The sequence below is a fragment of the Paenibacillus sp. OAE614 genome, assembly GCF_040546645.1.
GTDB lineage: Bacteria > Bacillota > Bacilli > Paenibacillales > Paenibacillaceae > Paenibacillus_AQ > Paenibacillus_AQ favisporus.
The window spans coordinates 7,253,917-7,277,988 of record NZ_JBEPOD010000001.1 but is presented as its reverse complement, the minus strand read 5'-3'; the positions used below and the strand labels follow the sequence as shown (position 1 = coordinate 7,277,988).

Annotated in this window: 18 protein-coding genes; 2 read left to right on the top strand and 16 right to left on the bottom strand. The window is 56.1% G+C overall.

Annotated elements, in window-relative coordinates; translation table 11 throughout:
- Window positions 1–91: 91 nt before the first annotated feature.
- From ABIE48_RS33260 to ABIE48_RS33200, 13 genes are all read right to left on the bottom strand, one after another.
- Window positions 92–904 carry a uroporphyrinogen-III synthase gene (locus ABIE48_RS33260; protein WP_192716728.1) on the bottom strand — a complete coding sequence of 271 codons (813 nt, stop codon included), beginning with the start codon at window positions 902–904 and terminating at the stop codon, window positions 92–94.
- Between the two features lie 88 nt (window positions 905–992).
- Window positions 993–1,535: a DUF2062 domain-containing protein gene (locus tag ABIE48_RS33255; protein ID WP_192716729.1), complete on the bottom strand. Its 543-nt coding sequence runs from the start codon at window positions 1,533–1,535 to the stop codon at window positions 993–995.
- Window positions 1,536–1,677: 142 nt separating this feature from the next.
- Window positions 1,678–2,769 carry a GerAB/ArcD/ProY family transporter gene (locus ABIE48_RS33250; protein WP_192716730.1) on the bottom strand — a complete coding sequence of 364 codons (1,092 nt, stop codon included), beginning with the start codon at window positions 2,767–2,769 and terminating at the stop codon, window positions 1,678–1,680.
- 30 nt (window positions 2,770–2,799) lie between these two features.
- On the bottom strand, window positions 2,800–3,015 hold the full coding sequence (locus ABIE48_RS33245; RefSeq protein WP_145027984.1) for a hypothetical protein: 216 nt from the start codon (window positions 3,013–3,015) through the stop codon (window positions 2,800–2,802).
- A complete protein-coding gene (locus ABIE48_RS33240) occupies window positions 3,008–4,195 on the bottom strand; it encodes a Ger(x)C family spore germination protein (RefSeq protein WP_192716731.1) in 1,188 nt (395 codons plus the stop codon). Before ABIE48_RS33240 ends, ABIE48_RS33245 begins: the two co-directional genes overlap by 8 nt.
- A 7-nt stretch (window positions 4,196–4,202) precedes the next feature.
- On the bottom strand, window positions 4,203–5,774 hold the full coding sequence (locus tag ABIE48_RS33235; RefSeq protein WP_192716928.1) for a spore germination protein: 1,572 nt from the start codon (window positions 5,772–5,774) through the stop codon (window positions 4,203–4,205).
- Between the two features lie 194 nt (window positions 5,775–5,968).
- Window positions 5,969–7,927, bottom strand: a complete 1,959-nt coding sequence (locus ABIE48_RS33230) for a methyl-accepting chemotaxis protein (RefSeq protein ID WP_354520769.1) — start codon at window positions 7,925–7,927, stop codon at window positions 5,969–5,971.
- A gap of 358 nt (window positions 7,928–8,285) precedes the next feature.
- Window positions 8,286–8,702, bottom strand: a complete 417-nt coding sequence (locus ABIE48_RS33225) for a MerR family transcriptional regulator (RefSeq protein WP_145027976.1) — start codon at window positions 8,700–8,702, stop codon at window positions 8,286–8,288.
- Between the two features lie 150 nt (window positions 8,703–8,852).
- Window positions 8,853–9,260, bottom strand: a complete 408-nt coding sequence (locus ABIE48_RS33220; protein WP_192716733.1) for a ribbon-helix-helix protein, CopG family — start codon at window positions 9,258–9,260, stop codon at window positions 8,853–8,855.
- A gap of 131 nt (window positions 9,261–9,391) precedes the next feature.
- Window positions 9,392–10,759: a glycoside-pentoside-hexuronide (GPH):cation symporter gene (locus ABIE48_RS33215; RefSeq protein WP_192716734.1), complete on the bottom strand. Its 1,368-nt coding sequence runs from the start codon at window positions 10,757–10,759 to the stop codon at window positions 9,392–9,394.
- Window positions 10,760–11,014: 255 nt separating this feature from the next.
- On the bottom strand, window positions 11,015–13,300 hold the full coding sequence (locus ABIE48_RS33210) for a beta-glucosidase family protein (protein WP_192716735.1): 2,286 nt from the start codon (window positions 13,298–13,300) through the stop codon (window positions 11,015–11,017).
- 305 nt (window positions 13,301–13,605) lie between these two features.
- Window positions 13,606–16,116 (bottom strand): GH39 family glycosyl hydrolase, encoded by a 2,511-nt coding sequence (locus tag ABIE48_RS33205; RefSeq protein WP_192716736.1) that lies wholly within the window; start codon window positions 16,114–16,116, stop codon window positions 13,606–13,608.
- A 241-nt stretch (window positions 16,117–16,357) separates the two neighbouring features.
- Window positions 16,358–17,299 carry an aldo/keto reductase family protein gene (locus tag ABIE48_RS33200; RefSeq protein WP_145027970.1) on the bottom strand — a complete coding sequence of 314 codons (942 nt, stop codon included), beginning with the start codon at window positions 17,297–17,299 and terminating at the stop codon, window positions 16,358–16,360.
- Between the two features lie 213 nt (window positions 17,300–17,512).
- On the opposite strand from ABIE48_RS33200, the gene ABIE48_RS33195 reads away from it, so the two are divergent.
- Complete coding sequence (locus tag ABIE48_RS33195) at window positions 17,513–19,060, top strand: FAD-dependent oxidoreductase (RefSeq protein WP_145027968.1); 1,548 nt, start codon at window positions 17,513–17,515, stop codon at window positions 19,058–19,060.
- Window positions 19,061–19,101: 41 nt separating this feature from the next.
- On the top strand, window positions 19,102–19,422 hold the full coding sequence (locus ABIE48_RS33190) for an antibiotic biosynthesis monooxygenase (RefSeq protein WP_192716737.1): 321 nt from the start codon (window positions 19,102–19,104) through the stop codon (window positions 19,420–19,422).
- A 154-nt stretch (window positions 19,423–19,576) separates the two neighbouring features.
- On the opposite strand, the gene ABIE48_RS33185 is transcribed toward ABIE48_RS33190, so the two are convergent.
- The 3 genes from ABIE48_RS33185 to ABIE48_RS33175 form a co-directional block, all read right to left on the bottom strand.
- Window positions 19,577–20,047, bottom strand: a complete 471-nt coding sequence (locus ABIE48_RS33185) for a hypothetical protein (RefSeq protein WP_192716738.1) — start codon at window positions 20,045–20,047, stop codon at window positions 19,577–19,579.
- Between the two features lie 122 nt (window positions 20,048–20,169).
- Entirely contained in the window at window positions 20,170–21,294 is a 1,125-nt protein-coding gene (locus ABIE48_RS33180) for a nitric oxide synthase oxygenase (protein WP_192716739.1), read from the bottom strand.
- Between the two features lie 203 nt (window positions 21,295–21,497).
- Window positions 21,498–23,717: an MMPL family transporter gene (locus tag ABIE48_RS33175; protein ID WP_192716740.1), complete on the bottom strand. Its 2,220-nt coding sequence runs from the start codon at window positions 23,715–23,717 to the stop codon at window positions 21,498–21,500.
- Between the last annotated feature and the right edge of the window lie 355 nt (window positions 23,718–24,072).

Here is a 24,072-nt window from a genome sequence, read left to right as displayed (position 1 = left end):
TGGAAAAAACCTTTAATTCCTTTCGTTTTGATGAAGGAAAAAGGGATGCAGCCAGCCGCATCCCCCGTCTGTATGGACATGTCCCTTTCCGTCAGTTTCGAACAAAATACCTTCCCAGTTCCACCATCATGCTGCCCATCCGCTCATCTTCCTCCGGCGAGCAGACGCGTTCGATGCCTTCTTCCCGCAGCGCCTGGGCTGTAACTTTGCCGACAGCCGCCGCGATGACCGGTCCGGAGAAAGCCGATACCAGCTCCGGAAGCTCACCCTTCGCCCGGGCGTACTCGATCAGGTTGCGCACCTGCGGCCCGCTGGTGAACGCCACGGCGTCCAGCTCCGCCGCCGTAATTTCGGCGAGCAGCCGCGCAAGCTCCGCTTCATCCGGAGCAATATGCTGATACGGCAGCACTTCCCGCACCTGGGCCCCCTGTTCCTGCAGCCAGGCCGTCAGCTTCGGGGCCGGATCGCCGTGCAGCTGAAGAATGACGTCCGCCCCTTGGAACGAATAGGACGCCAGCCCCCGGATCAGACCGGCCGTGCTTCCGTCGTCGTCCCGTACGATCGGGATAAGCCCTCTCTTCTTCAGCGCATTCACCGTCTTGTACCCGCGGGCGGCAATGGACGAGCCCTGCAGCGTTTCGAGCAGTGCAGCGCCAGCCCCCATCTCCTCCGCCACCTGATCGATGGCGTCGAGCCCCATGCCCGTCGTCAATATGACCCAAGCGGGTGGAATGGCGATCCAGGCTTCAATATCCTTGCGCAGCTTCACATCGTCGAGGAATACCGTTCCCTGTGCGGGACGAATCAGCGGAATGCCTCCCATATTCTCCACAAGTTTGGCCATTTCGGCCGCTTTGCGGGGACCGGTTAACGCAATTTTCTTACCTGCCAAATTCCGAGCCATGCATCCTTCTCCTCATCAGGGTTCATGGAACCCGCCACTGTTTTACTAAACAGTATACTTGAAATTCCGACCAAGGAGATGAAAAGATTCACAGACTTTTGACGGCAGCGGCGTTCTGGCGCTTGGCCAGGCGGTGCCTTTTGCGCTGGTTATACAAGAATCGAACGACAAAAAAGGAAATGACGCCAAGCACCAGGCCGAACACCGACATACCGATCAGCACGTGAAGACCGCCCTGCAGCAGATGCTTAAATATGGTGAAATCGCCGGACGGCAGGTTTCTCCAAGCATGTTCCTGGACCGGAATATCCACCATTTTTTTCGGGAAGAACCATTCTCCGATTTTCTTGGCAAAAGGGAGGAGGACGATAGGAAGGAAAGTGAGCTTGCCAATGACATTGCCTATAATAGCTGCCGGAAGCGAGCCGCCGGCCAACCTTACCGTAGGGTAAAAAATCAAATACACCAGCGATCCGGTGGAAATGACGATCATCTCGAGCCCGAACCCGAGTGCGAATCCGAGCGACACTTTGCGTGCTCCGCCCGGGGAACGGAACAGCTTGATCATGTTCAGCTTGATTTTCCGGTAAAACTTATGAAAAATGTTGTACTTTTTCGATTTAGTTGTCATGTAATCACCCTTCAGGTATGCCTAGCAGGCAGGACATCCCCTTCAGCCGCAGGCTTCAGGGCCGCCCGTTCCTTCTATTGTATCACTTTTATCCCCTCTAATCTAACCGAAAGAGCCTGTTTTATTTTTGCCGGCAGAAGGATCAGGTAGCGTCCTCCCGGGGTTCCTGCATCCGGGGTTTTCGATGGGGCCGATGGAACAAAAAGATGAAGATCGGCAGCACAATGACAAACAACAGGGCCACGACCGTCCACTCCCTGTCGAACCGGAACACTTCGATCGAGTTGGGGTAGATCCAGAACGCTGTAACTGCGGCGAACAATCCAATGGGCGAGGTCATCATTTTTCCGGAAATTTGCGGGATCATCGTTTTTAATCCGTAACAAATGATGAACAAGCTGGTGGCAATATTCAGCAGAACGGCCGGAAACCAGAGGGCCACGAGCAGCATGTCGAACCGGTCGAGGAAATCCGTTATTTTGATCTGCCGGGTCAATTCGTAAGACGGATACATCAGGCTTTCGGCAATGGGTACACCTACCAGCAGCGCAATCATAATGACGATCAGCAGCAGCAGCCCTGTCGACAGGAGCAGCGCGTACATCCCGTCACGGATGCGGTAATCCTTGCTTGAGAAGATGAACGGGAGCACCAGAATCTGGCCCAGGTAAGAAAAGACGACCCAGCTCCCTTTGCCGACGCCCGCCCAATCGACGTAAAAGTAAGGCTTGATATAGTTGAGATCAAAGTCCTTGGCAACGATAAACGGCATGGTGAGGACCACCGTTGTCATAATCGGCCCATAGAGGTCGGCAATGCCCATCACCGTCTGCACGCCTCCTCTGGCGATAAAAATCACCGTCGCCGTGATCGCAATAGATATGATGAAGATCGGCGTAAGCGGAAGCAGGACAACATTGGTAAAGTCGGCAACCATGCGGATATCCCTGGCCAGGATGATAAAGAAAAATATCAGGTACAGGATGGTAATCACTCTTCCGATCACTTTATGCCGTCCGTTCAGCGATTGGAACAGGTCCTTCCCGGGGAACCGCTTTGCGCTTTTGGACAACAGCAGAAGCATCAGCGCAACGACGAGTCCCGCCGGAAAAAAGGACAGGTAGGCGTGCTGCTTGGCATAATTGGCAAGCTCACTCGGTACGTGGATTAATGTGGTGTTCAAGATATAGGTGATTCCGAGCATCCTAAACTGCCGGTTCGTCACTTTATTCACAGCCCTGCCTCCTTTATTGCGATTTCACATTCAAAAAGGAACGAATTGGTCGAGATAATGTCCCGCCAGTATCGATCCGTACACGACGTGGCCAAACTGCAGGCAGTAGGCCCATATTCCGAACCCGCCGACAAGCAGGATATAGGCCATCCAGCGGTTAATCCCCGGAATGTCGCGCATGACCTTCCGATCGACCAGGATCACCAATATAGCGGCCAAGATATACAGCCCCAGAAGCTTAATCATTCCTGATTTCCTTTCTGCCGAAGGGCTTGCCGACGGCTCCGATATTCTCGATATGAAGCTCAGGTTTTACGATAACCCTGACCTCGGGATATACTTTCTTCCAATTGCCCTTAAATCTCTGCCATGCCTTCGGGTCGTGCTCGTAGATCGTCCTGCCGAATCCCAGAATATCCGAATTGTATTTATGCTGCAGAGAACGCATGGCGAGCTGCACTTTATTGACAATCTCCTCGCTGGCCCGGCGCTCCAGGTCCCGCAGGCTATGCTCATCGCTGATAATGCTGTTTGAGTCATTTTCGTACACGGCGCCCTTGGCGTAAATTTCGATGGTCATCGTGATATCGTTGCCGCGGACAACCGGTTTCAGCTTGGCTTCATTTTCGCTGAAGCGAATGGAAATGTGGCCCTTTCCTCCGGGGCCGTCGACGATAATGTCCGGGGAGGGAGCCTGATTCATGGCCAGGTTAATGATTTTGCCCTCCTGTCCTTCCATGGCTCCCACGAACTTATCTTCATCAAACAGGGCCAGGCCCGTAACCTGGATATTATTTTTGGACGTTCCCACGCCCGGCGGCACCGCCTCTTGAATAGACAGGTACGGAAGAGCCACGTCCACGCCATCCGTCATGAGTGTGTTAACCAGCTGTTTCAGCGAATCGGGCCTTTTCGTGAATTCGTTGATCAGCTCCCGGATCATCTCGCTGGAGAATTGCTCCATCGGCGCATCTGCGTCCAAAATTTTGTACGCTGCTCCGCTTGTCACCGCCACCAGCGATGACAGGCGATTCTGAGGAATCCGGGCGAATTGGTCCAGCATCGGTGCAATGCCGTCCCTGGCGAATTCCTCGCCGATAAGCAGCACGCGCCGGTGGGAGAAGGAAAGGTTCCGGGAGTTGCCGGCCTGGATTTCCATATTGGCGCTGCGCAGCGTAATGCCCGTTTTCGATTCCAGGTAGTAGGACTTTCCGCCGCTGGTGCCTCCGCCGCCGCCTTTGCTGCCTGCCCCGCCTAAATTCCCCGGCAAGGCGATCTGGAGGGCACTTCGGTACAGCCCGTTTTCCTTGTCAACGGAAGATCCGATGACGAAGGCAACGTCGTTGATTTCTTTACGGTCCCAGCAGCCGGCCAGCGCAAGCGGGCTCAGGAGCAGTAAACCGGCTACCGCCCATTTCTTGATCATGTCCATATCACCACACCTTGTTTGATTGCGGGGTACCGTTGATCTCCTTCTTCTCGCGCACCCGGTCTTTCTTCGATGCCCAGGATGGGCGCCGCTTCATCTTCCACCATGGGGCGCGAACGAACACGTCCTTGTTATCCTGAACATGGAACGGGCTGATGCCGGACATATACGGCACGCCAAAGGAGGTCAATTGGGTCACGTGGACCAGAATCCAGACCGTGCCCAGCACGATGCCGAACAATCCGAGCACCCCGGCCAGGATCATCAGCGGAAACCGCAGCAGTCGGACCGTGATGGCCAGGTTGAAGCGCGGAATCGTAAAGGAGGCGATCCCCGTCATCGATACGATAATGACCATCGGGGCCGATACGATGCCGGCTTCGACCGCAGCCTGGCCGATAACGAGCGCCCCCAGAATGCTGACCGCCTGGCCGACGGTTTTCGGGAGCCTAACGCCGGCCTCGCGCAAGGCCTCGAAGGAAATTTCCATAATGAGCGCCTCGACAAGCGCAGGAAACGGGATCGCCTCCCGGGCAGCCGCGATGCTGAGCACCAGGGTCGAAGGCAGCATGTCCTGATGATAGGTCGTCGTAGCGATATACAGTGCAGGAAGGAAGAGGGCGATAAACACGAATAAGTACCGGATCCACCGGATGAAGTTCGTGATGAAAAACCGCTCGTAATAGTCCTCGCTCGCCTGCATCAATTGGAAAAAGGTAACCGGACCGATGAGAACGAACGGTGTGCCGTCCGTGAATATGGCAAACCGCCCCTCCAGCAGCTGGGCCGCGGCGGTGTCGGGGCGCTCGGTGTACTGAAGCTGGGGAAACGGCGAGAACGGATGGTCCTCAATCATTTCCTCGATATATCCGGATTCCAGTATACCGTCGATCTCAATGTCCTTGAGCCGCTTCTCGACGTCCCGGATCATCTTGGGATTCGCCAGTCCCTCGATGTACGAAATGACCACATCCGTTTTGGTCTCCGTCCCGAGTACGATGCTCTTCATCTTCAGCCGCGGGGATTTAATTTTGAAACGCAGCAGCGCTGTATTGACGCGAAGCATCTCCGTGAATCCTTCGCGCGGCCCGCGGATGACCGCTTCGGTCTCCGGCTCGGATACGGTTCGGCGCAGTCCGCCCTTCACATTGAACAGGTGGGCTTCCGAATACCCGTCCACCAGGACGACCGCACTGGAATTCATCAGCCCCTCGATGACGTCCCCCCACATGGTGGCGCTGTTGACCTGGGACAGGGATACGCGCGTATTTTCCAATGGTTCCAGATCAGGGTCTTGCTCCTTGCTCTCGTCCCCCTCATTCTTCAGGCGAACCAACCCCTGGACAATGGGCTGGATCATATGGATCTGAAGCTCTTCAGAGAACACGATCCCCTCCACAAATACGAGCAGGGCTTTAACGCCCGGGGCAACCTCCATGCTCCGGTAGACCATGTCCGAGCAGTCCTTGAAAACATCCTTCAGCAACTCCGTATTGGCTTTCAGATCCTTCTGGATCGGCACCTTATCCAATGAAGGAGAGGGCAGACCCAGTGCCCTTCCTGTTGGAAGGGCCATACGCGGCTTATCCGGTGTTGTACTGCCTTTTTTCATCTCCACTAGTCACCTCGATTTCCGCTCCTTGCCAACAAGAAGGAATTTAACCGTAGGTTGTGCCAGATTTGGATAAATTATGTGAATGGCTCCGGGAATACACAAAAAAAGGCGCCACCCGCTTGCAGCTTCGGGTAGCGCCTGTGTATCGATTGCCGTTAGATTTTAAATTGTGCCACCTGCTCGAGCAGCTGCTCAGCCAGCTTGTTCAGACTGGCCGCCGAGGAAGCAATCTCCTCAATGGAGGCAAGCTGCTCCTGGGCGGAAGCCGAGACGGCCTGCGTGTTGCCTGCGGCTGCTTCCGAATACCCCTGAATGAGCCGAATCGACTGTTCTACGCTTTCGCCGCTCTGTGCAAGCGAGCGCGACGCCTCGGCGGCCGAGGCGATGTCCGCGCTGGCTCCTTTGACAGCCTTGCGGATCCGTGTAAACGACCGGCCCGTCAAATCCACCGCTTCGATGCCCTCGGACACCCTCGTCTTCGCGTCGTTCATGGCGGACAGAATCCGTGTCATCTCGCCCTTCATGCCGCTGACGAGCGCTTCGATGCGCTGGGCCGACTGCTCCGACTGCTCCGACAGTTTCCGCACCTCGATCGCGACGACAGCGAAGCCCCGTCCATGCTCTCCGGCCCTGGCCGCCTCGATCGACGCGTTCAGCGCCAAGAGATGAGTCTGCTGGGCAATGCCTGTGATCAAATTGACGATTTCGCCGATTTGGGCCGTACGCTCGTTCATCGTATCCACGATCCCGTCGAGGTCGCTGACTGTCTCGTGGATGCTCTGGATCTTGTCCGTGACGCTGATCACGGCCGAGTTGCCTTCTTCCGCCGATTGGGTCGTCCGCTGCATCGTCTGCATGACGTCGTCCATGTTCGCCCGAATCTGCTCGGACTCCTTGGACATGACCTCCATGCTCACCATGCTCTGCTCCACACTGCGAAGCTGCTGCTCACTTCCGGCGGCGACCTCCTGGATGGCTTCGGTCACATGCTCGATCGCTTTGGTCGTCTGATCAGCGCCTGCAGCCAGCCCCTTGGCAGACGCGTTCACGTGATCCGTGATTTGCTGAACACTGACGATCATCGTGCGGAGATTGTCCACCATCGTCTGGAAGTGACGGCTGAGATTGCCGATCTCATCCCTCTTCGCCGTGTCCAGATCCTCCCGCAAATCCCCCTTGCTGATGCGCTCGGTCGCCAAGGTGAGCGTAGAAATCGGCTTAATGATCGAGCGGATATTGAACAGGATGATGGCCAGGGCGGCCAGAATGGATATCGAAATGACCAGGATCACCGTGTTGCGAATGCCGCTGACGGCACCAGCCACCTCTTTGTCGTACATCGTTCCGGCTATTTTCCACCCGGTGAGCTCGTTCGTCGTGAAGGACGCCCGCTTCTTCTCGTTTTCGTATGTATAGCTGAATGTTCCTTCTTGGCCGGCAAACAGATGCTTGGTCACCACTTCTTCCGCGGGTTCCCCCGTCTTGTCCGGATGCACCACATAGTTTTTTGCCGTATCGACGATCACGATGTATCCGTCCTTGCCCAGCTTCATTTGGGTCAGGCTGCGAATCGTATCCAGATTGAGCTCGATCGACATGACGCCTTTGCCTGATGGGAGCATCTGGGCGATGGAAGCGGACATTTGGCCGTTGGCCGCTTTAAACACAGGCGAGATGGTCGCGCCCTTCCCCTGCTTGATCGCCCGGATATACCAGTCCTGCTTGCGGACGTCGTACCGTTCCGGCAGCGGGTCCTCGGAGGCCCGGACGAAATCGCCGCTATCCGTGCCCAGCAATATATCCTTGACCTCCTTATGCAGGGTGAGATACTGCCTCAGCTGAGCCTTGAGCTCGCCTCCCTTGCCGGTGGGATCGCTTTCAGCACTGGCTACATAAGGCTGCTGAATCAGGTAAGCGAGATCATCCACCTTGGCCTTGATGTTCTGCGTGATGATCCGGTCAGCGGATTGGCTGCTCTCCAGAGCGTTGGTCATCAGCGTTCCCTCAATTTTCCCCTTGGCCGACTGGTAAGACAGCATTCCGATCATGACGCTGGGAATGATCAGCACGACGAGATACGATACCAGCAACTTTCGTTTAATGGACAGCGACATTCGTTTCACTAGCACTTTCCTTTCTACTGGGTAATCTGTATCTCCCACCCTCAAACTTGTTACTTGAGTCACGGTATATATGAGCACATTATCACAGATTGTTCTCGCTCATCCCCATAACATTTCTACATATATCCATTTTCTTTAAAAATTTTGAACTTATCAATAGGTAATAAGAACTAGTAAAGCATTTCTCAGGCGTCATTCATCCGATAGAGTTCAAGGCATTTTCTCCGCGGGATACGGCGTTTTGCATAAAAAAACAGCCTGGTGCTATGCACCCAGACTGCTTGCCGACTTGCTGCTGATTATTGACTCCCGGTAAATAAAGTCATCGCTGTTTGCCTCTGAAGGCAGACTATCGTTTTAGCGCGTTCGTAATCCGTTCCTGCAGCGCCACGAGCTCTTCCCGAACGCGGGCGATCTCCTGGATTTTGACGTCCAGCAGGCCGATCTGCTTGGTAACCGCTTCTCCCATCTGCTTCAGCTCAGCCGTGCGCTGTTCGTCGTCGGACGAGGACGAAAACTTGCTGCGGTGGAGCTCCACCTGCTCATGAATCTGCAAATACTCCTGGATTTCCTGCAGGGAGAAGCCGAGCACCTTGCGGGCCAACACGATATTTTTCAAATGCTGCACGTCTTCTTCCGTATATAAACGCATGCCTCCGTCCGAGCGCTCGGGTGATTTGATCAGGCCGATTTCCTCATAGTAGCGGATCGTGCGCTTGGTCAGGCCGGTTTCCTTCGCCACATCGTCAATTTTGAGCCAGTCCATTCCGTTCCTCCCATTCAAGGTTCTCCCCCAAGTATATCGTTCTCCCTGGCAGAATGCCAATGCGCGGAGAGCGGCAGGCGGGGGACTCAAGGCAAATGAGAAAACAATCGAAACGCCGTCAGGCGCTCATGAATAGGGGGCAGAAAAGCACTAAACGCTGTCCTTCGGTTTTTCTCCGATCAAACCAAGCAAAAACATTTGGGAATAAGCAAACCCGCCATGAAGCTTCTGAACAATCGCGGGAACGGTCAGATCATGATCCAGATACACCGAGAGGATGCGGTGCGTGAATTGTTTTTGATCCGTTAGAGAGAACTCCTGAAGCTGCTTTACAAAGTCCTTATCGATCTGCTCCCTCCCTCCTAGCTCCTGCTGCAGCCGGTAACCCGCCACATACAAATCAGCCGCCGTCTCTTCGTCAGTTTTGCGGTGCTCGGCGACATAATCGGCAATCCAGTCCCTGACCAGGGTGGAAGTATCCTTATGATTATCCTTTGCCGCCTGCTGAAAGCTTTCTTTCAGCTCTTTCGGGAGACGGATATGCAAACTTGAATCCATTGGTCGTTCCTCCTATTTTGGCATCCATATACGTACGATTTTATACACGATGTATACACAATGTCAACACACATATCAAAAACAAGGCAGCCAACCCTTAGATTGACTGCCTTGTCCAACTGCATCGTAATTTAAGCCTGCTGCGCTTTGCGCTGTTCCAGCTCCTGAATGATTTCGGCGTATTTGCGGTCCGTTAAATTATAGAAGAAGATCAGGACCATCGCGCCCAGCGTCAGAATGGCCGGAGCCAGCGTGAGCGAAAAAGCGATGCCGTGCAGCGCGGTAACCGTCTGTGCCTGGTTAGCCACATACCCGGTCAGCGTAAGCAGAATACCAGAGAGCGAGCCGGCAAGCGCCGTCGCAACCTTCTGGGCGAAACTGAAGGAAGCATAGCTGATACCCTCGGCCCGGACCCCGGTTTTCCATTCGCCGTAGTCGACCGAGTCCGCCGCCATCGTCCAGCCGACGACCCACGGCACGGTGAAGGTCAAGCCGATCAAAGCCGAGAAGATAAAGATCAGCGTAATGCTGCTGTAGCTCGTAAAGTACAGACACACGCTGCCGACAATCGTAATCAAAAAGGCGAGCTGAAGCGTGTTTTTCTTGCCGATTCTCTTTTCCACAAAAGGAACGCAGGCCATGCCGATCATGCCCATCAGAAGGACCACCGGGATGTAATACGCCGCCAGGTCCTCCCGGCCAACATTATATTTGAAATAATACGCCGGAATGGCGAAGAAAATCGTATTGGCTCCGCCGCTCAGCATCATAGCAAAAGACGAGAGCAGGAGCGGTCTGTTTTTCGCTAACGTTTTCAATCCGCCCTTGGTGCTGACTTCCTTCTGGATCGGAATCCGCTCCTGCGTGCTCTTGAAGCAGCCCAGCAGCAGCACGATCGCTACGATGGCGTACAGCCCCACCGTGTATTGATAGCCTTTGGCGGTGTTGTCGCCGCCGAACCAGCTGGCCAGCGGGCTGGTGGCATACGATACGATGAGCGTCGCCACGTTGGCGAAGATCATGCGGTATGTCATCAGCTTCGTGCGGTCTCTCTGATCCTGTGTAATGACAGGCGACATGGCCGAATAAGGAATGTTGACCAGGGAGTACAGAAATCCGAGCAAAATATAAGTCACGTACGCATAAACCAGTTTACCGGTATTCCCCATATCCGGCGTCGAGAAGCATAATACGAACATAACCGACAGCGGAATGCTGCCGAACAATAAATAAGGTCTGAAGCGTCCCCATCTTGAATTCGTTTTATCGACGATCATCCCGATGATCGGGTCAAAAATGGCATCCAAGAACCTGGCGACCAGAAACAGCGATGCGACGGCCGCCGGGCTGATGCCGTAGACGTCCGTGTAGAAGAACATCAGGTAGACCGACGTCATGCCCCACACGAAGTTGTTGGCCGCGTCGCCCAGCCCGTATCCCATCATTCTGAACGAGCTGAGCTTGCCGTACACTGATGCCGCTGATGTTTTAGCTCCCATGTGATTGCCCCACTTTCAAAAATTCTTCATTCAGGATGTTTAGGTGAGCTCCTGATATATTCAATTATAGGAAACGCTTGATATCGCTTTCATCGCGTTTTTTGCTCAGAACCTTCACGTTTTTTGTTGAACAGGTCCGGCTGCATCCGGGTCACGGCGGCAGTTAGGGAAATCATGATGCCCGAAAAGCGCAAAAAAGGTACAGCCGTTCCAAAGAACAGCTGTACCTTATAGAGTGAACGTTATGGGCTGTGCTTAAACCTTCGTCTGGTGAACCGAAGCAAGCAGCTCGTCGACCATCGATTCAGGCGAGCGCTCAATCAGCATTTCCTGACCGTACAGCTGGATCAGCTTGATGAGCGGAAAGTCACCAAGAAACTCAAGCGACTGTTCGCTTAGCGAAATCGGATCGGAAATTTGCCCGTTCATACGCTCCATGAACCGCTCCAGCACTTCCCGGGACCGGGACTCCGCCATCCAGTCGCAAATGAGGCTGTACCGGTGCAGACTTGGACTCTGCTGCGCCTCAAAGGCCATGTCTACCCGTACCGTCGCGCGGATATCCGCAGAGGAGCTGCCGGCCATGAGCGTGAACCACCCGCTTTCCGCCACCCATTGCCCCCGCTTGGGATCATAGTAAGAGAAATCTCGCGAGGTCAGCGTAAAGACGGCAGACTTCGTTTCCCCGGGCTCCAGCTGCAATTTGCAGAAGCCTTTCAGCTCCTTGACCGGCCGGATCAGGCGGCTCTCTTCGTCCTGAACATAGAGCTGGACAACTTCCTTACCCGCGCGGTCCCCCGCGTTACGGATATCCACTTCGACCGTCGTCACCCCGCCAGCAGTGCGGACGCGCAGGCCGCCGTACTCAAACGACGAGTAGGACAAGCCGTGGCCGAACGGGAACAGCGGCTCAAGCTCCTTTTTGTCGTAATAGCGGTAACCGGTAAAAATCCCTTCGCTGTACACCGCCTGCTGGTTGCCGTCGCCGAATGTAAGGTAGGACGGCGTGTCCGACAGCTTCACTGGGAACGTCTCGGACAGCTTTCCGGAAGGGTTCACCCGCCCAAACAGGATGTCCGCCACTGCCCGGCCGCTGCCCTGTCCGGACAGCCACATCTCCAGCACGGCCGGCACGCCGCCGATCCATTCCTGCATCGCCACCGCCGTACCGTTGCACAGAACGACGATGCAGTTCGGCTGAGCCGCGGCAACTTCCTGGATCAGCTTTACCTGGGCCGGCGGCAGGTCGATCGTCTTGCTGTCGTAACCTTCGGATTCCGTGCCTTCAGGCTGGCCGACGAAAAGGACAGCCGCTTCGGCCTGGCTGGACAGCCGCACGCTCTCTTCGATCAGAGCGTCGTCCGGCTCGTTGTCGTTGCGGTACCCTTCCGCGTACGCCAGATGGTCCTCCCCGCCAACCATCGCCGCGATTTCATCGTACGGGATGTCCAGTCGGGTCGGCGTAACCCGTGCGCTGCCGCCGCCCTGGTAGCGCGGCTTCTTCGCCTTCTGGCCGATAACGGCCAGCCGGCGGAGCTTCCCGGCCGCAAGCGGCAGGATGCCGTTCTCGTTCTTCAGAAGAACGATGCTCTCCGCTGCGGCCCGGCGCGCCAGCTCATGATGCGCGTCCACGTCCCAAGGCTGCCGCGCATCCCTGCTGCCGGCTGCGGCGGTGACCTTGGCGACCAGCTCCAGCATGCGCCGCACGGACGCATCCAGCATGCTCTCGTCCAGCTCGCCGCTCTGCACGGCGGAAACCAGCTTCACGGCGTTGTATTTCGCCGGTCCCGGCATTTCCAGGTCAAGCCCGGCCCGCAGGCTCTTCAGTCGGTCGTGGACCGCCGTCCAGTCCGACATGACGACCCCGTCATAGCCCCATTCTTCGCGCAGCACCTGGCGCAGCAGAAAATCATGCTCGCTGGTATAAGTACCATTCAGCAGGTTGTACGAGGTCATCACCGTCCAAGGATTCGCCTTCTTGACGATGATTTCAAACGCGGTCAAGTAGATTTCCCGCAGGGTGCGTTCATCCACAACGGAATTCGAAACCATCTTCTCGGTCTCCTGGTTGTTGCCGGCAAAATGCTTGACCGATGCGCCGACGCCCATGCGCTGCAGCCCGTTCACCATGGCGGCGCCCAGCTCCCCGGTCAGCACCGGGTCCTCGGAATAATACTCGAAGTTCCGTCCGCCAAGCGGAGAGCGCTTCATATTTACGCCGGGTCCAAGCAGAATCTGCGTATCCAGCGCCAGACTTTCCCGGCCGAGGGCTTCGCCCACTTCCTCAATGAGCTCCGTGTTCCAGGTGGACCCCAGCGCCACGCCGGTCGGATAGCAGGTCGCCGGCATATTTTCCGAAAACAATCCCATTTCCTGCGTGCTTCCGGGCTTGCGGACGCCGTTAGTACCGTCAAACATCGTAATGGACGGAACGCCCACCCGTTCAATCTCTTGCGTCTTCCACATGTCGGCTCCCGCGACGAGCGCCGCTTTCTCTTCCAGGGTCAGCGATTTCAGCAGCTTATCTATGGATGTATTCATGATGACTCATTCCTTTAATCATGGATTGTACATAGATTGAACTAAAGTTTTGCATGGAACTTCCTGTTATATAACGGTCCAATAGGCCCTATAACATCCATTTCTTTAGTTCATGCTATGTAGACGTTTGCAGAATCAACAAATGACTGCTTGTTTTCATTCTAACCCTGAAGCAAAAGCCCGTTCTTGTTCTCTTTTGCCTAAAAGCACCCCTTTTTTTGCGGTCATCCCCGGCTGCTGCAGGCATATCGCAAACAGCCCCGAATTTCCGTCCGGCACAGGAACGGGAAATTTCGGAGCTGGTTTCAATACTGTTTATGGAGCGTGATCAGCTGCACGCCGTGCGGCGGTACGGTGACGCGAACGGTATAGGGAGAAGCGTCCCGAATTTGGGACACCTTCAAGTCGGGCCCGCTTTGACGGCGCAAATAGGCGACCTCATCCTCACTGGGAAAGTCCGGCGCTCCCATCGCCTGCCATGCGTCAAACACCGATCCGTGCTCACGGTCCAGGGTGTAGTGCGACACCTTGTAATCCCCCTGCAAACCGTGAATGTCGAGCCTGACGTCAAGCGCCTCCTTGCTTTCAAACACGTCGTACCGGTTTTGATCGCTGATGCCCGACCATTCGCCCTTGGCGTACAAGCTGTCCACATGTGTATAGTTGTACAGCAGCACCTGGATGTCTCCGTTCTCCTCGGTCGCGATATAATACGGACCCTTGGCCAAGATCCGGCGGCCGAGCTTGTTCAGCAGCGCAAAAGCGTAATAGGAGGGCTTCTTGAGCCCGTGCATGCTGATCAGCCCGAATCCGCCGTGAAACGGGCTGTCGCCCGCCCGCATCTCCTCAAAAATGTCGGTGAACGTCCAAAACCCGAGCGACTGCAGCAGGCCGATGGAATCAACCGCGTTTTTGATAATAAACGGAGCCATGAACATCGTGTCATGCAGCAGATTGTGCGGATACAAGGAAAAGTTCCATTCCGTCAGATGCAGCTCCAATGCCTCCGCCGGAGAATCGGCGATCCGTTCGCGGACTTTGTGGATCGTATCCACAAAAAATTCCGGCGGCTGTGTATGGGATAGGCCACCGGAGTGCTCGTCCCCGGGCCAATATTCCGAATAGCTGTGGAAGGAAAAGAAATCGATATCCACCCGGTGCTCGTGGCAGTACTGCAGGAAGGTCTGAATCCAGTCCGTCTCCCACACGGTAATATAATTCAGAGCCGGCCCGCCGACCCGGAGATCCGGGGAGACCGACTTGATCGCCAGCGCGGTGGCGGCGTAAAATTCGAAATATTCCTCCTTCGTTCCCGACCAGCAGATCTCGATGGCATCCGGCTCGTTCCACACTTCAAAGTACCACTGCCGCACCTCTTCCATGCCGTAGCGGTTGACCAGATGCCGGACAAACTGGCGGATGAGCTCCGACCACTTGGCCATATCCTTCGGCGGCGATATGTTCCCTTTCCACCAAAAGAGCGTCTCATCCGAACGCTTCAGCTTGCCGGGCATAAACCCGAGCTCAACGAAGGGACGTATCCCTTGACCCAGCAAAAAATCGTACAGCTCATCGGCATAACTCCAATTGTACCGCGGAGTCCCGTCCTCGGATTCGTCGTAAATCATCATCTCGTCATTGAAAATGCCGTGGAATCGGATATGTTGAAACGGCTGCTCCGCCTGGATTTCCACCAGCTGCTTCCGCCAGTCCTCGCGCAGCCCTTCGGCGGCTCTTCCTGCCGTCAGCAGCCGGTTCCAGTGAGGCTCGTACGATTCTCCGGGAGCGGCCGCATCCAGAACGAGGCTTTCCTCAACGCTCCGGGCAGGGGCGGGCGGCACGGACGGTGCCGCGGCTTCAACCTGCGGCAGATGCCGGTACAAGCCCTCCAGCACTTTTACCGTATCGACCTTGATGTAGGAGCCGCTCTCCGATGTATCTCTCGTAAAAGGAAGATGCTTGTCATCCGCTCCTCCGCTCTGCCGCTCATGCTTCTGCCGGTACTCGGAAGGCGTCACGCCCATTTTTTCCTTAAAGCTCTTGTTAAACAGCTTTACATTGGCGAACCCGCAGTCCGCGGCGATGTCGATAATGTTGCTCGTCGTCTCCCTCAGCATCGTCTCCGCTTTTTCCAAACGGATGAGGGTCAAATATTTCTGAAAGGAGATGCCGATCTTGCTTTTGAAAAAGTGGGAAAAATAATAGAAGCTCAGATGCTCCTGTTCGGCCATCTGGTTCAGGTTGATTTTGTACATATAGTTCTCGTCCACGTATTGAATGATCCGGCGAAGGCGCTCGAGATCCACGTCGCTCGCATTCGCGCTGTCGTCCAGCCGCTCCGCGGTCGCGAAATATCGAACCAGCTGGCCCAGCAAAAGATGCAGATGCCCCATCACTTTGTCGCCGTAGCCGTCCTCCCGCTTGTTCAGCTCCCACATCATTTGGGCAAGACCGGAGCGGATGGGCGCAAAGCGGGCGTCGTCCGCACCCGGGGCGTTCACGGAGCTGCAATCGATCCGGTTTTTGGACTGCTGCGGCTGGGCCTGGACCGTCCCTGGATCGACCTGCAGGGTAAGCAGGACGTTGGCCTCGCCGGTCTTGTCGATTTTGTGCACGTCCATGCTGTTGATGACCAGCAGGTCCTCTTCCCGCAGAATCAGCCGCTCCTGGGCGACATGGATTTCCACCGAGCCTTTGAGGACGTAGATCAGCTCCAGCTCTTTATGCCAATGAAACGGAATATGGTCAATGCTGTTGATGAACAGCGTAAAAGGCATATGCTCATGGTGTTCGATAAACTCGTATCTGTGTTTCAATCCGATTTCCTCCACTTGGCTTTCTTGCCGCAACAGATTCAACGTAGAACTACTTTACAAGCTGCTCCGCCCGATGTAAAGCTGCGGCCCGGCGGGGGCCCTTGGCGTATCTAGAGCATTCCCGTTATCCGGTTGGCATAGACGAGCGATATATTCTCGGTCTGGAGATAAAAAAGACCGCCCCCAGCGCGGTATCGGGATACCCGCTGCAGGACGGCCTTCGCCATGCCTTATTCGATCATTAGGAGTTCAAAATTTGTTCGATCCGTTCCAGCACGTCCGCCGAAAGCTCAATGCCCGAGGCCTTCACGTTCTCGGCGACCTGCTCCGGACGGCTCGCGCCCACCAGCGCGCTCGCCACATTCGGCTGCCGCAGAATCCAGGCCAGGGCCAGCTGGCCTACCTTGATGTCAAGCTCGGCGGCGACCTTCTCCAACTGGCGCACCTTGGCGATCTTCTCTTCGCTGATGCGGTCTTCCTTCCAGCCGAGCTTGGCGGCGCGGCTGCCTTCCGGAGCCTGGCCGGGTGCCGTGTATTTGCCTGTCAGCAAGCCTTGCGCCAGCGGCGAGTAGACGACCTGGCCGATGCCCTTCGCTTCGCCGAGCGGAATAACCTCGTGCTCGATCTCCCGCTGAAACATATTGTATACCGGCTGGTTTACGACGATGCGGTCCAGCAGGTAGCGGTCAGCCGTGCCGAGCGCGGCCTCCATCTGCGCCGCGGTCCACATGCTGACGCCGACATACAGCACCTTGCCCTGGCGGACCAGGTCATCCAGCGCCCGCAGCGTTTCGTCGATCGGTGTATCGGCATGATACCGGTGACAGTAGTACAGGTCCACATAGTCGTGGCCCAGCCGCTTCAGGCTGGCATCGCACTGCTCCATAATATGCTTCCGCGACAGTCCCTGGTCGTTGGGCCCGTCCCCCATTTTTCCGAACACCTTGGTTGCCAGCACGTAAGACTCCCGCGGGTACGCCTTCAGCGTCTGCCCCAGCAGTTCCTCGGCCGCACCCCGCTCGTACACATTGGCCGTGTCAAAGAAATTTACGCCCTCGTCATAGGCTGTCCGGATCGCCTGAACCGCATTTTCGCGCTCCACGTATCCGCCGTAAGTCAGCCAGCTGCCCAGGCTGATTTCACTCACTTTCAGTCCGCTTCTTCCCAGTCTCCGGTATTTCATCGTTGGATCAGCGCCTCCTTTATCATATCGGCTTTCCCCCAAATGGCCGCCCTAAGCGCAGGTTTTCTGCCCGCCCGCAGGACGATTTAGGCTTTCCCTACTATTGTAAACAACCCCCGCAGGGAAGAAAAGCCGCCGCCGGGGCAAGCTCCGTTTCTTTTTGGTGAAAAGTGGTAATAAATGAAATGAAAATACTTAGGAGGCTACGATGCTATGCAACCATCTGAACCGATATCCAATGAGCTGCCGCAGTACCCTGAATCTTTATGGAGAGCGACAACGGACCTCCCTTCCTTTCCGCGTCTGGCGGAAGACATCAAGGTGGACGTTGCTATCGTAGGCGCGGGAATTGCGGGTATTACGACCGGGTACCTGCTTGCCAAGGAAGGGCTGAAGGTCGCCCTGATCGAAGCGGGGAACGTGCTGAACGGCACAACCGCACATACGACTGCCAAAATTACAGCCCAGCACGGCATGCTGTACGATGAACTGCTGAGCCATTTCGGGCAGGAACGGGCATCCATGTATTATCAGGCCAACCGGGATGCGCTGCAATTCATCCGGGATACGGCGTCCAAGCTGAATATCGACTGCGGTCTCCATGAGGAAGACGCCTATGTATATATGGAGAAGGATAAGGATCTCAATAAGCTGGAGAAAGAATTCGAAGCTTATGAGAAGCTGGGCATCCCCGGCGAATGGGTAAACAAGCTGCCGATTCCTCAGTTCGCATCGGGTGCCATCAAGCTGCCGGGACAAGCCCGGTTCCATCCGCTGCATTATTTGCGGCGTCTGTTGGAGGAGTTCGTGAAGGCTGGCGGACAAGTATATGAGAATACGACGGTCCATAAGGTGGACAAGGAGGGGCCGTTAACGGTCGTCACCTACCGCGGAAGCCACAAGATTCAATGCAGCCATGTTGTCGCTGCTACCCACTTCCCGTTCCTCGATGAAGGCGGCTTTTATTTCGCGCGGCTGCATGCTGACCGCTCGTACGCACTGGCTATGAAGCCGGAGACGGCGTTTGCCGGCGGCATGTATATCAGTGCGGACAAGCCGACGCGCTCGCTTCGGGCCGCCTCCTGGAACGGCGAAGAGGTGGTCATCGTCGGCGGCGAAGGGCATAAAACCGGGCAGCATATGTGCACCTTCTCCTACTATGAGGCGCTCGAAGCCTATGGCGGCAAACTGCTGGGCAGCAAGGGCATACCTTTCCGCTGGTCCACCCAGGATCTGGTCACCATCGACAAGGTGCCGTACATCGGACAAATTACGTCCAAGGACGAAGGGATCTACGTGGCAACCGGCTTCAACAAATGGGGCATGACCAGCGGTACCCTCGCCGGGCGGATGTTATCGGATCAAATCATCGGCAGGGACAATCCGTACAGCGAGCTGTACACGCCGTCCCGTTTCCTCGCCGACCCGTCGATTATGAACTTGGTGAAGGAAAATGCGGATGTGGCTGGAGAGCTGATTTCCGGCAAAGTCGGCCTCGTCCACACCCGGATCGAAGACCTGAATCCTGACGAAGGCGCCGTGGTCCGCCATAACGGAAAAAAAGCCGGTGCTTATAAAGACCCGGAGGGCAATCTTCATCTGGTGGATAACACGTGTACGCATATGGGCTGCGAGACCGAGTGGAACGCGGCGGAGCGGACCTGGGACTGCCCTTGCCACGGCTCCCGGTTTTCCTATGACGGGGTCGTGTTTGAAGGACCTGCTATCAAGCCGCTTGAGAAACTGGATGCACACGAGTAGACTGAATTAAGGAACGATACCACAATCGGAGGCGATTCCTTATGATAGTCATTACCAATACGATTTTGATCAAGGAAGGGCACGGACAAGCCGTGGCCGAGCGTTTTGCGAATGCCAAGGGCGTGCAGGACATGCCGGGCTTTGTCCGGATGGAGGTATGGCTGGGCAAGAGCAAGGAGGCGGACGCCGAGGAGCTGAAGGTGTCCACCGTCTGGGAGGACGAGGCGTCGTTTAAAGACTGGACGCAGAGCGAGTCCTTCCGCGCTTCTCACCGCGGGGCCGGAGGCAGCAAGGACGTCCTTCTCGGCTCTACGCTGAACCAGTATGAGCTCGTCGTCAGCCCTTTGAACGCAGCGGAATAAGCATTCGATGCTATAGGGCAGGCGGATGTCGCCCGTTCAACCAAAAAAGGATAGGTTCGAGAGATCCAAAGGGTCTGCCCGAGCCTATCCTTTATTATTTTATAAGATGCAGCTGATCCGCCTCTGACCCCGCGGCAGCCGGTTCCGACTGGCATCAGGCGATGCCCGCCTCGGCTCCCGCTTCCTCCACCTGAAGCCGGTACGCATACAGCGACTCGTCGATAATGGCGCTCATCATGGGCAGATCCGCTTCGGGAATCAGCTCCAGCGCATAGTTCCATGCGTTCTCTTCAATTTGCAGCGCCACGCGCATCCGATGTTCCTCAGTAAGATTCATGTCTTCCAGCGATTCGGAGAGCGCAGGCAGCTCCGGATCCGCGGCATGCCCCAGCTCATGGGCCAGGACAATCGTAAAATACTCCTCCACCCGGTCCAATGATCCGAACATCTGCATGCATTGTTCCTCGATCACACCGGTATACATCGTGATCCGCTTGGAAACCATCCCGTACTTGCCGCCGATCAGGCGTCCATCCCGGGACCGTGTTCTCAGACGGACCTGAACGCCCAGTCCCGACCGTCCGACCAGCTCACGGATGATTTCTTTCAAATGTATGGTGTTCAACGCTCTATCTTTATCCCCTTTAATGTCAAATAACCTAATAAATCATTATACGACGCAGCAGACGAAAAGCAACAAGCAATCAAGCACTTTTTTCGGGTCTGCAGGGTGTCGGAGTCGATAAGCTAATGGTGAAAAGGGCATCCCGCTTGTTCCGGCGTAGCGTTTGACGCCTCTCTCTTAAAGAAGTTTGGCGTCTTGACCGTGTTGTCATACGAATGATGAAAAATATGGGTCGTCGCCGGCGATAACGGCGGGATCAACCACGTCCAGTTCCCGGTGACCTCTCTGCCGCTCCTGGCTTCCCGCTCTTCAAACAACCGGAACTGGGAAGCCGCCGTATGGTGATCCACCATGCTGACCCCCGCCTGCTTGTAGGAATGCAGCACGGCGACGTTCATCTCGACGAGTGCGCGGTCCCGCCAGAGCGAGGTTTCGCTCGCTGTGGACAAGCCCATCAGCTCCGCCACCCGCGGCAGCATGTTATACCGCTGTTCATCGGCGAAATTTCGCGCACCGACCTCGGTCACCATGTACCAACCGTTAAACGGAGCGGCCGTATAGCGGATGCCGCCGATCACGAGTTCCATATCGGAAATGATCGGCACGGCGTACCAGCGTAGGCCCAGCTCGGCGAAAGCGGGCATATCCGGATGCGTGATCGGCACTTCCATGACCAGCTCCGGCGGAATGGGAAACAGCTCAAGCCCGCCTTCCCCGCCTTGAATGACAAGCGGAAGGACGTCGAAAGGCGTCCCTTCTCCCGTCCAGCCCAGCTTCTTGCACAGCCTCGTAAACAGGGCGGAAGCCGGATCACCGGTGACCGTCCCGCCGTTCTCGTACCCCGCATAGCGGATCAACTGGTGGTTCAGGATGCGGATATCGCTCATGCCGGGTACCGACGGCCTAAATACCGTGATCGTCGGCACGATTTTGCCGCCGCCCGTGCCGCGTTCGATATGACGCAGCAGCGCCTCGGCAATGTCGCCGGGCCGCTCAAGACCCCGTTCATCGATGACCTGCATCGAGTCCCAGAACAGGCGGCCGATGCAGCGGTTGCTGTTGCGCCAAGCCATTTTTGCCCCGTGAACCAGTTCCTCGTACGTATGCTCATACGTTCCGGTCTCTTCAATGCTGGCCCTGATCTCCGCCAGCCTCCGGACGGTCTCGGCCTCCGTCTTGCCAAGCTCCTGGTAACACAATAATATATATTCTTCCGCATCTTGCTGCAGAACGTCATACACCTTCATGCCGCGTTCACCTCGTTGTTCGTAAAAAAGGTCTGTCTCTCCCCATTATAAGCCAGACGCAGAAGCCACAGCCGTGCAAGGCTTGAGCAAATGGTGAATCTTGCAGCAGGCCGGATGATCGGTTTGTGGGCCGTGAACGGAGATGTCCGATGGGAGCACAAATAGAGGAGCCCCTGAAAAACATGACTCCTCCTTATGATGAATCAGGACGGCATGCCGGCCTTGGTGTTCTCGGCCTCCGTATGGGAAGACGGCCAGAAAGCAAAGCGACCCAGCAGCGCCGTAATGGCCGGCACGAGAAACGGCCGGACGATGAAGGTGTCCAGCAGGACACCCGCGGCGGTAATGATGCCGAACTGGACCAGCACCTGGATCGGCAGCGAGGCGAGCACCGCGAAGGTCCCGGCAAGAATGAGGCCGGCGGAGGTGATGACCGAGCCCGTCTCGGACACGCCCTCCTGGATCGCCTGCTTTAACGGCATATGCTTCCGTTTTTTCCAGATGCTCGAGATCATGAAGATGTTGTAGTCCTCGCCCAGTGCCACCAGGAACACGAATGAATAAAGCGGAATCGCTCCTTGGATCGCGTCCGCGCCAAGCCCGTAATGGATGATGAGCCAGCCCAGGCCAAGCGCCGAGAAATAAGACAAAATAACGGTCAAAATCAAATACACCGTTGCGGTGATCGACCGCAAATACACGAGCAGCAGCAGCGTAATCATCCCGATGACGACCGGAATAATGACCATCGTGTCGCGGTCGCCGGTCTCGCGGGTATCGTATTGTTCGGCGGTCTGGCCGCTGATCCACACTTTATCCGCCAGGGAACCCACACCCGCCGCCTGAAGCGCCTGCTCTGCCGTGCTCCGCAGGTGGGGAATCTGGTCCATCGCTTCGCTGGAATAAGGATTCATGTCGAGCGTGACGTCATACGCGATAATATTCGCGTTTTGACTGCCCGGTTGACCTTTCGACACCTCATCCACATATGGCAGCTCTTTCAGCTTCTGATCCAGGCCGTCCGGTTTGCCTTCCGTATCGACCATAATTTTCACCGGAGCCAGTTCCCCGGGGCTGAACTGCTTCCCGATCGTATCGAAGCCTTCACGCGAGGCCATATCTTTCGGAAAAGATGACATAATATCGTAGGTAAACTTCACCTGACTGGATACGGAAGCGAGCGCGCCCAGCACGATCACCGTCACAATGACGATCATCCAAGGTCTGCGGACCACGAGCCGGCTGGCAAAGCCGGGACGCTTCGGCTTGCGGGCGGGTACCGGTTTGCCCTTCTTGCGGGCGCGTTCCTCTTCCATCTCCGGCGTGCGGGGAACGAACGGAAAGAACGACGTCCGCCCGAAAATCGCCAGCAGCGCAGGTACCAGCGTCAAGCTCGCGATCACCATCACAAGAATAGAAACGCTGAACGGAACCGCAAAGCGGTGGTATGCCCCGTACTTCGCCAGCAGCAGGGCCAGCAGCGACAGGACCACCGTGAAGCCGCTCATCGCGATCGCGCCTGAGGATTCCGTCACTGCCCGCAGCAGCGCCCGGGTCTTGCTCTCTTCTTCCTTCAGCAAATGGCGGAAGTGCGAGATCAGGAACAGACAGTAGTCCGTCCCGGCCCCGAACAGCAGCACCGTCATGATCGAAACGGCTTGGGAATCGACGGTGATCCAGCCCTTCTGGGCCATCAGGCCGAGCAGGGGGCTGACTGCGCCATACGCAAATCCGACCGCGATCAGCGGAATCAGCGCCAGAATCGGCGAGCGATAAATGAGCAGCAGGATGACCAGCACCAAAATGACGGTGGACATGAGCAGCTTGAAATCCGCGTTCTTGAAGAGGCCGGTCGCGTCGATCGAAATGCCGACCGGACCTGTGACGCGGACGCTGAGGTCCGAACCGGCGTTATGGCTTGCGGCGAAGGGATCCTGCCCGGTTTCATGCGTGATCCCGGACTTCAGCTGCTCCACCCCTTCTTTCAGCTGGTCGCTGTCTGCGCTTTTCTGGAACAGCACGGGGGTGACCAGCGTGCTCTGGTCCTCGGACAGCGTCGCTTTCAGCGCAGCCGCCGGCATTTGGTGAAATGGCGGAACCGAATCCTGGTAAGGAACCGGATTCGCGCTCCATTCGGCATACACCTTCTGTACATGCTGCAAATCGTCGTCTTTTAGCCCGCCTTCACGGTGCCAGACCAGCAGGGCGGGAACCCCTGCATCGCTGCTGAACTGTTCCTCCGCGATGCGTTCAGCCTGAACCGAAGGCTTGGCGTCGTCCAGATTGGCCGCATTGTTCTGGACCTCGCTGTTGACCATCGGCCAGATGGCACTCAGCACGCCCACGATGATGACCCAAACGGCCAGCGTGATCCATTTGCTTCTTTTTCCGGCGACCCAGCGCCCGTATCCGGAATCCCCCATATTCTGCTCCTCCCCACCTGTCACAGGTGTCAAAATTGGTATAGTATAAGTACATGTTCATGCCGATAAAGTGCGGCTTCCGCAGGCTCCGTGATACAATATGGGACAGTACGGACCGCTGTCCTTTTCAGCCTTATCAGGCGGCATACAATCGCAGAATTTCAATGAAAGGCACATCCGCTGTTGCCATGCCACATTAATTATATATACCGGAAGGTTAATTATCAATCAAGATTTAGAACAGGATCGTGGAATTACTGGAGGACAACGATCAACTACTTAGATTATGGAGGACAACGATATGGAACAATCCCAGGGAAAACATCCGGCTAAACGCTCCCCGGGCCGGCCCAAA

What these genes read in the sequence shown, in the direction of transcription:
- ABIE48_RS33260 (WP_192716728.1), bottom strand. Translation starts at nt 904, where the DNA reads ATGGCTCGGAATTTGGCAGGTAAGAAAATTGCGTTAACCGGTCCCCGC.
- ABIE48_RS33255 (WP_192716729.1), bottom strand. Translation starts at nt 1,535, where the DNA reads ATGACAACTAAATCGAAAAAGTACAACATTTTTCATAAGTTTTACCGG.
- ABIE48_RS33245 (WP_145027984.1), bottom strand. Translation starts at nt 3,015, where the DNA reads ATGATTAAGCTTCTGGGGCTGTATATCTTGGCCGCTATATTGGTGATC.
- ABIE48_RS33240 (WP_192716731.1), bottom strand. Translation starts at nt 4,195, where the DNA reads ATGATCAAGAAATGGGCGGTAGCCGGTTTACTGCTCCTGAGCCCGCTT.
- ABIE48_RS33235 (WP_192716928.1), bottom strand. Translation starts at nt 5,774, where the DNA reads ATGGCCCTTCCAACAGGAAGGGCACTGGGTCTGCCCTCTCCTTCATTG.
- ABIE48_RS33230 (WP_354520769.1), bottom strand. Translation starts at nt 7,927, where the DNA reads ATGTCGCTGTCCATTAAACGAAAGTTGCTGGTATCGTATCTCGTCGTG.
- ABIE48_RS33225 (WP_145027976.1), bottom strand. Translation starts at nt 8,702, where the DNA reads ATGGACTGGCTCAAAATTGACGATGTGGCGAAGGAAACCGGCCTGACC.
- ABIE48_RS33220 (WP_192716733.1), bottom strand. Translation starts at nt 9,260, where the DNA reads ATGGATTCAAGTTTGCATATCCGTCTCCCGAAAGAGCTGAAAGAAAGC.
- ABIE48_RS33215 (WP_192716734.1), bottom strand. Translation starts at nt 10,759, where the DNA reads ATGGGAGCTAAAACATCAGCGGCATCAGTGTACGGCAAGCTCAGCTCG.
- ABIE48_RS33210 (WP_192716735.1), bottom strand. Translation starts at nt 13,300, where the DNA reads ATGAATACATCCATAGATAAGCTGCTGAAATCGCTGACCCTGGAAGAG.
- ABIE48_RS33200 (WP_145027970.1), bottom strand. Translation starts at nt 17,299, where the DNA reads ATGAAATACCGGAGACTGGGAAGAAGCGGACTGAAAGTGAGTGAAATC.
- ABIE48_RS33195 (WP_145027968.1), top strand. Translation starts at nt 17,513, where the DNA reads ATGCAACCATCTGAACCGATATCCAATGAGCTGCCGCAGTACCCTGAA.
- ABIE48_RS33190 (WP_192716737.1), top strand. Translation starts at nt 19,102, where the DNA reads ATGATAGTCATTACCAATACGATTTTGATCAAGGAAGGGCACGGACAA.
- ABIE48_RS33180 (WP_192716739.1), bottom strand. Translation starts at nt 21,294, where the DNA reads ATGAAGGTGTATGACGTTCTGCAGCAAGATGCGGAAGAATATATATTA.
- ABIE48_RS33175 (WP_192716740.1), bottom strand. Translation starts at nt 23,717, where the DNA reads ATGGGGGATTCCGGATACGGGCGCTGGGTCGCCGGAAAAAGAAGCAAA.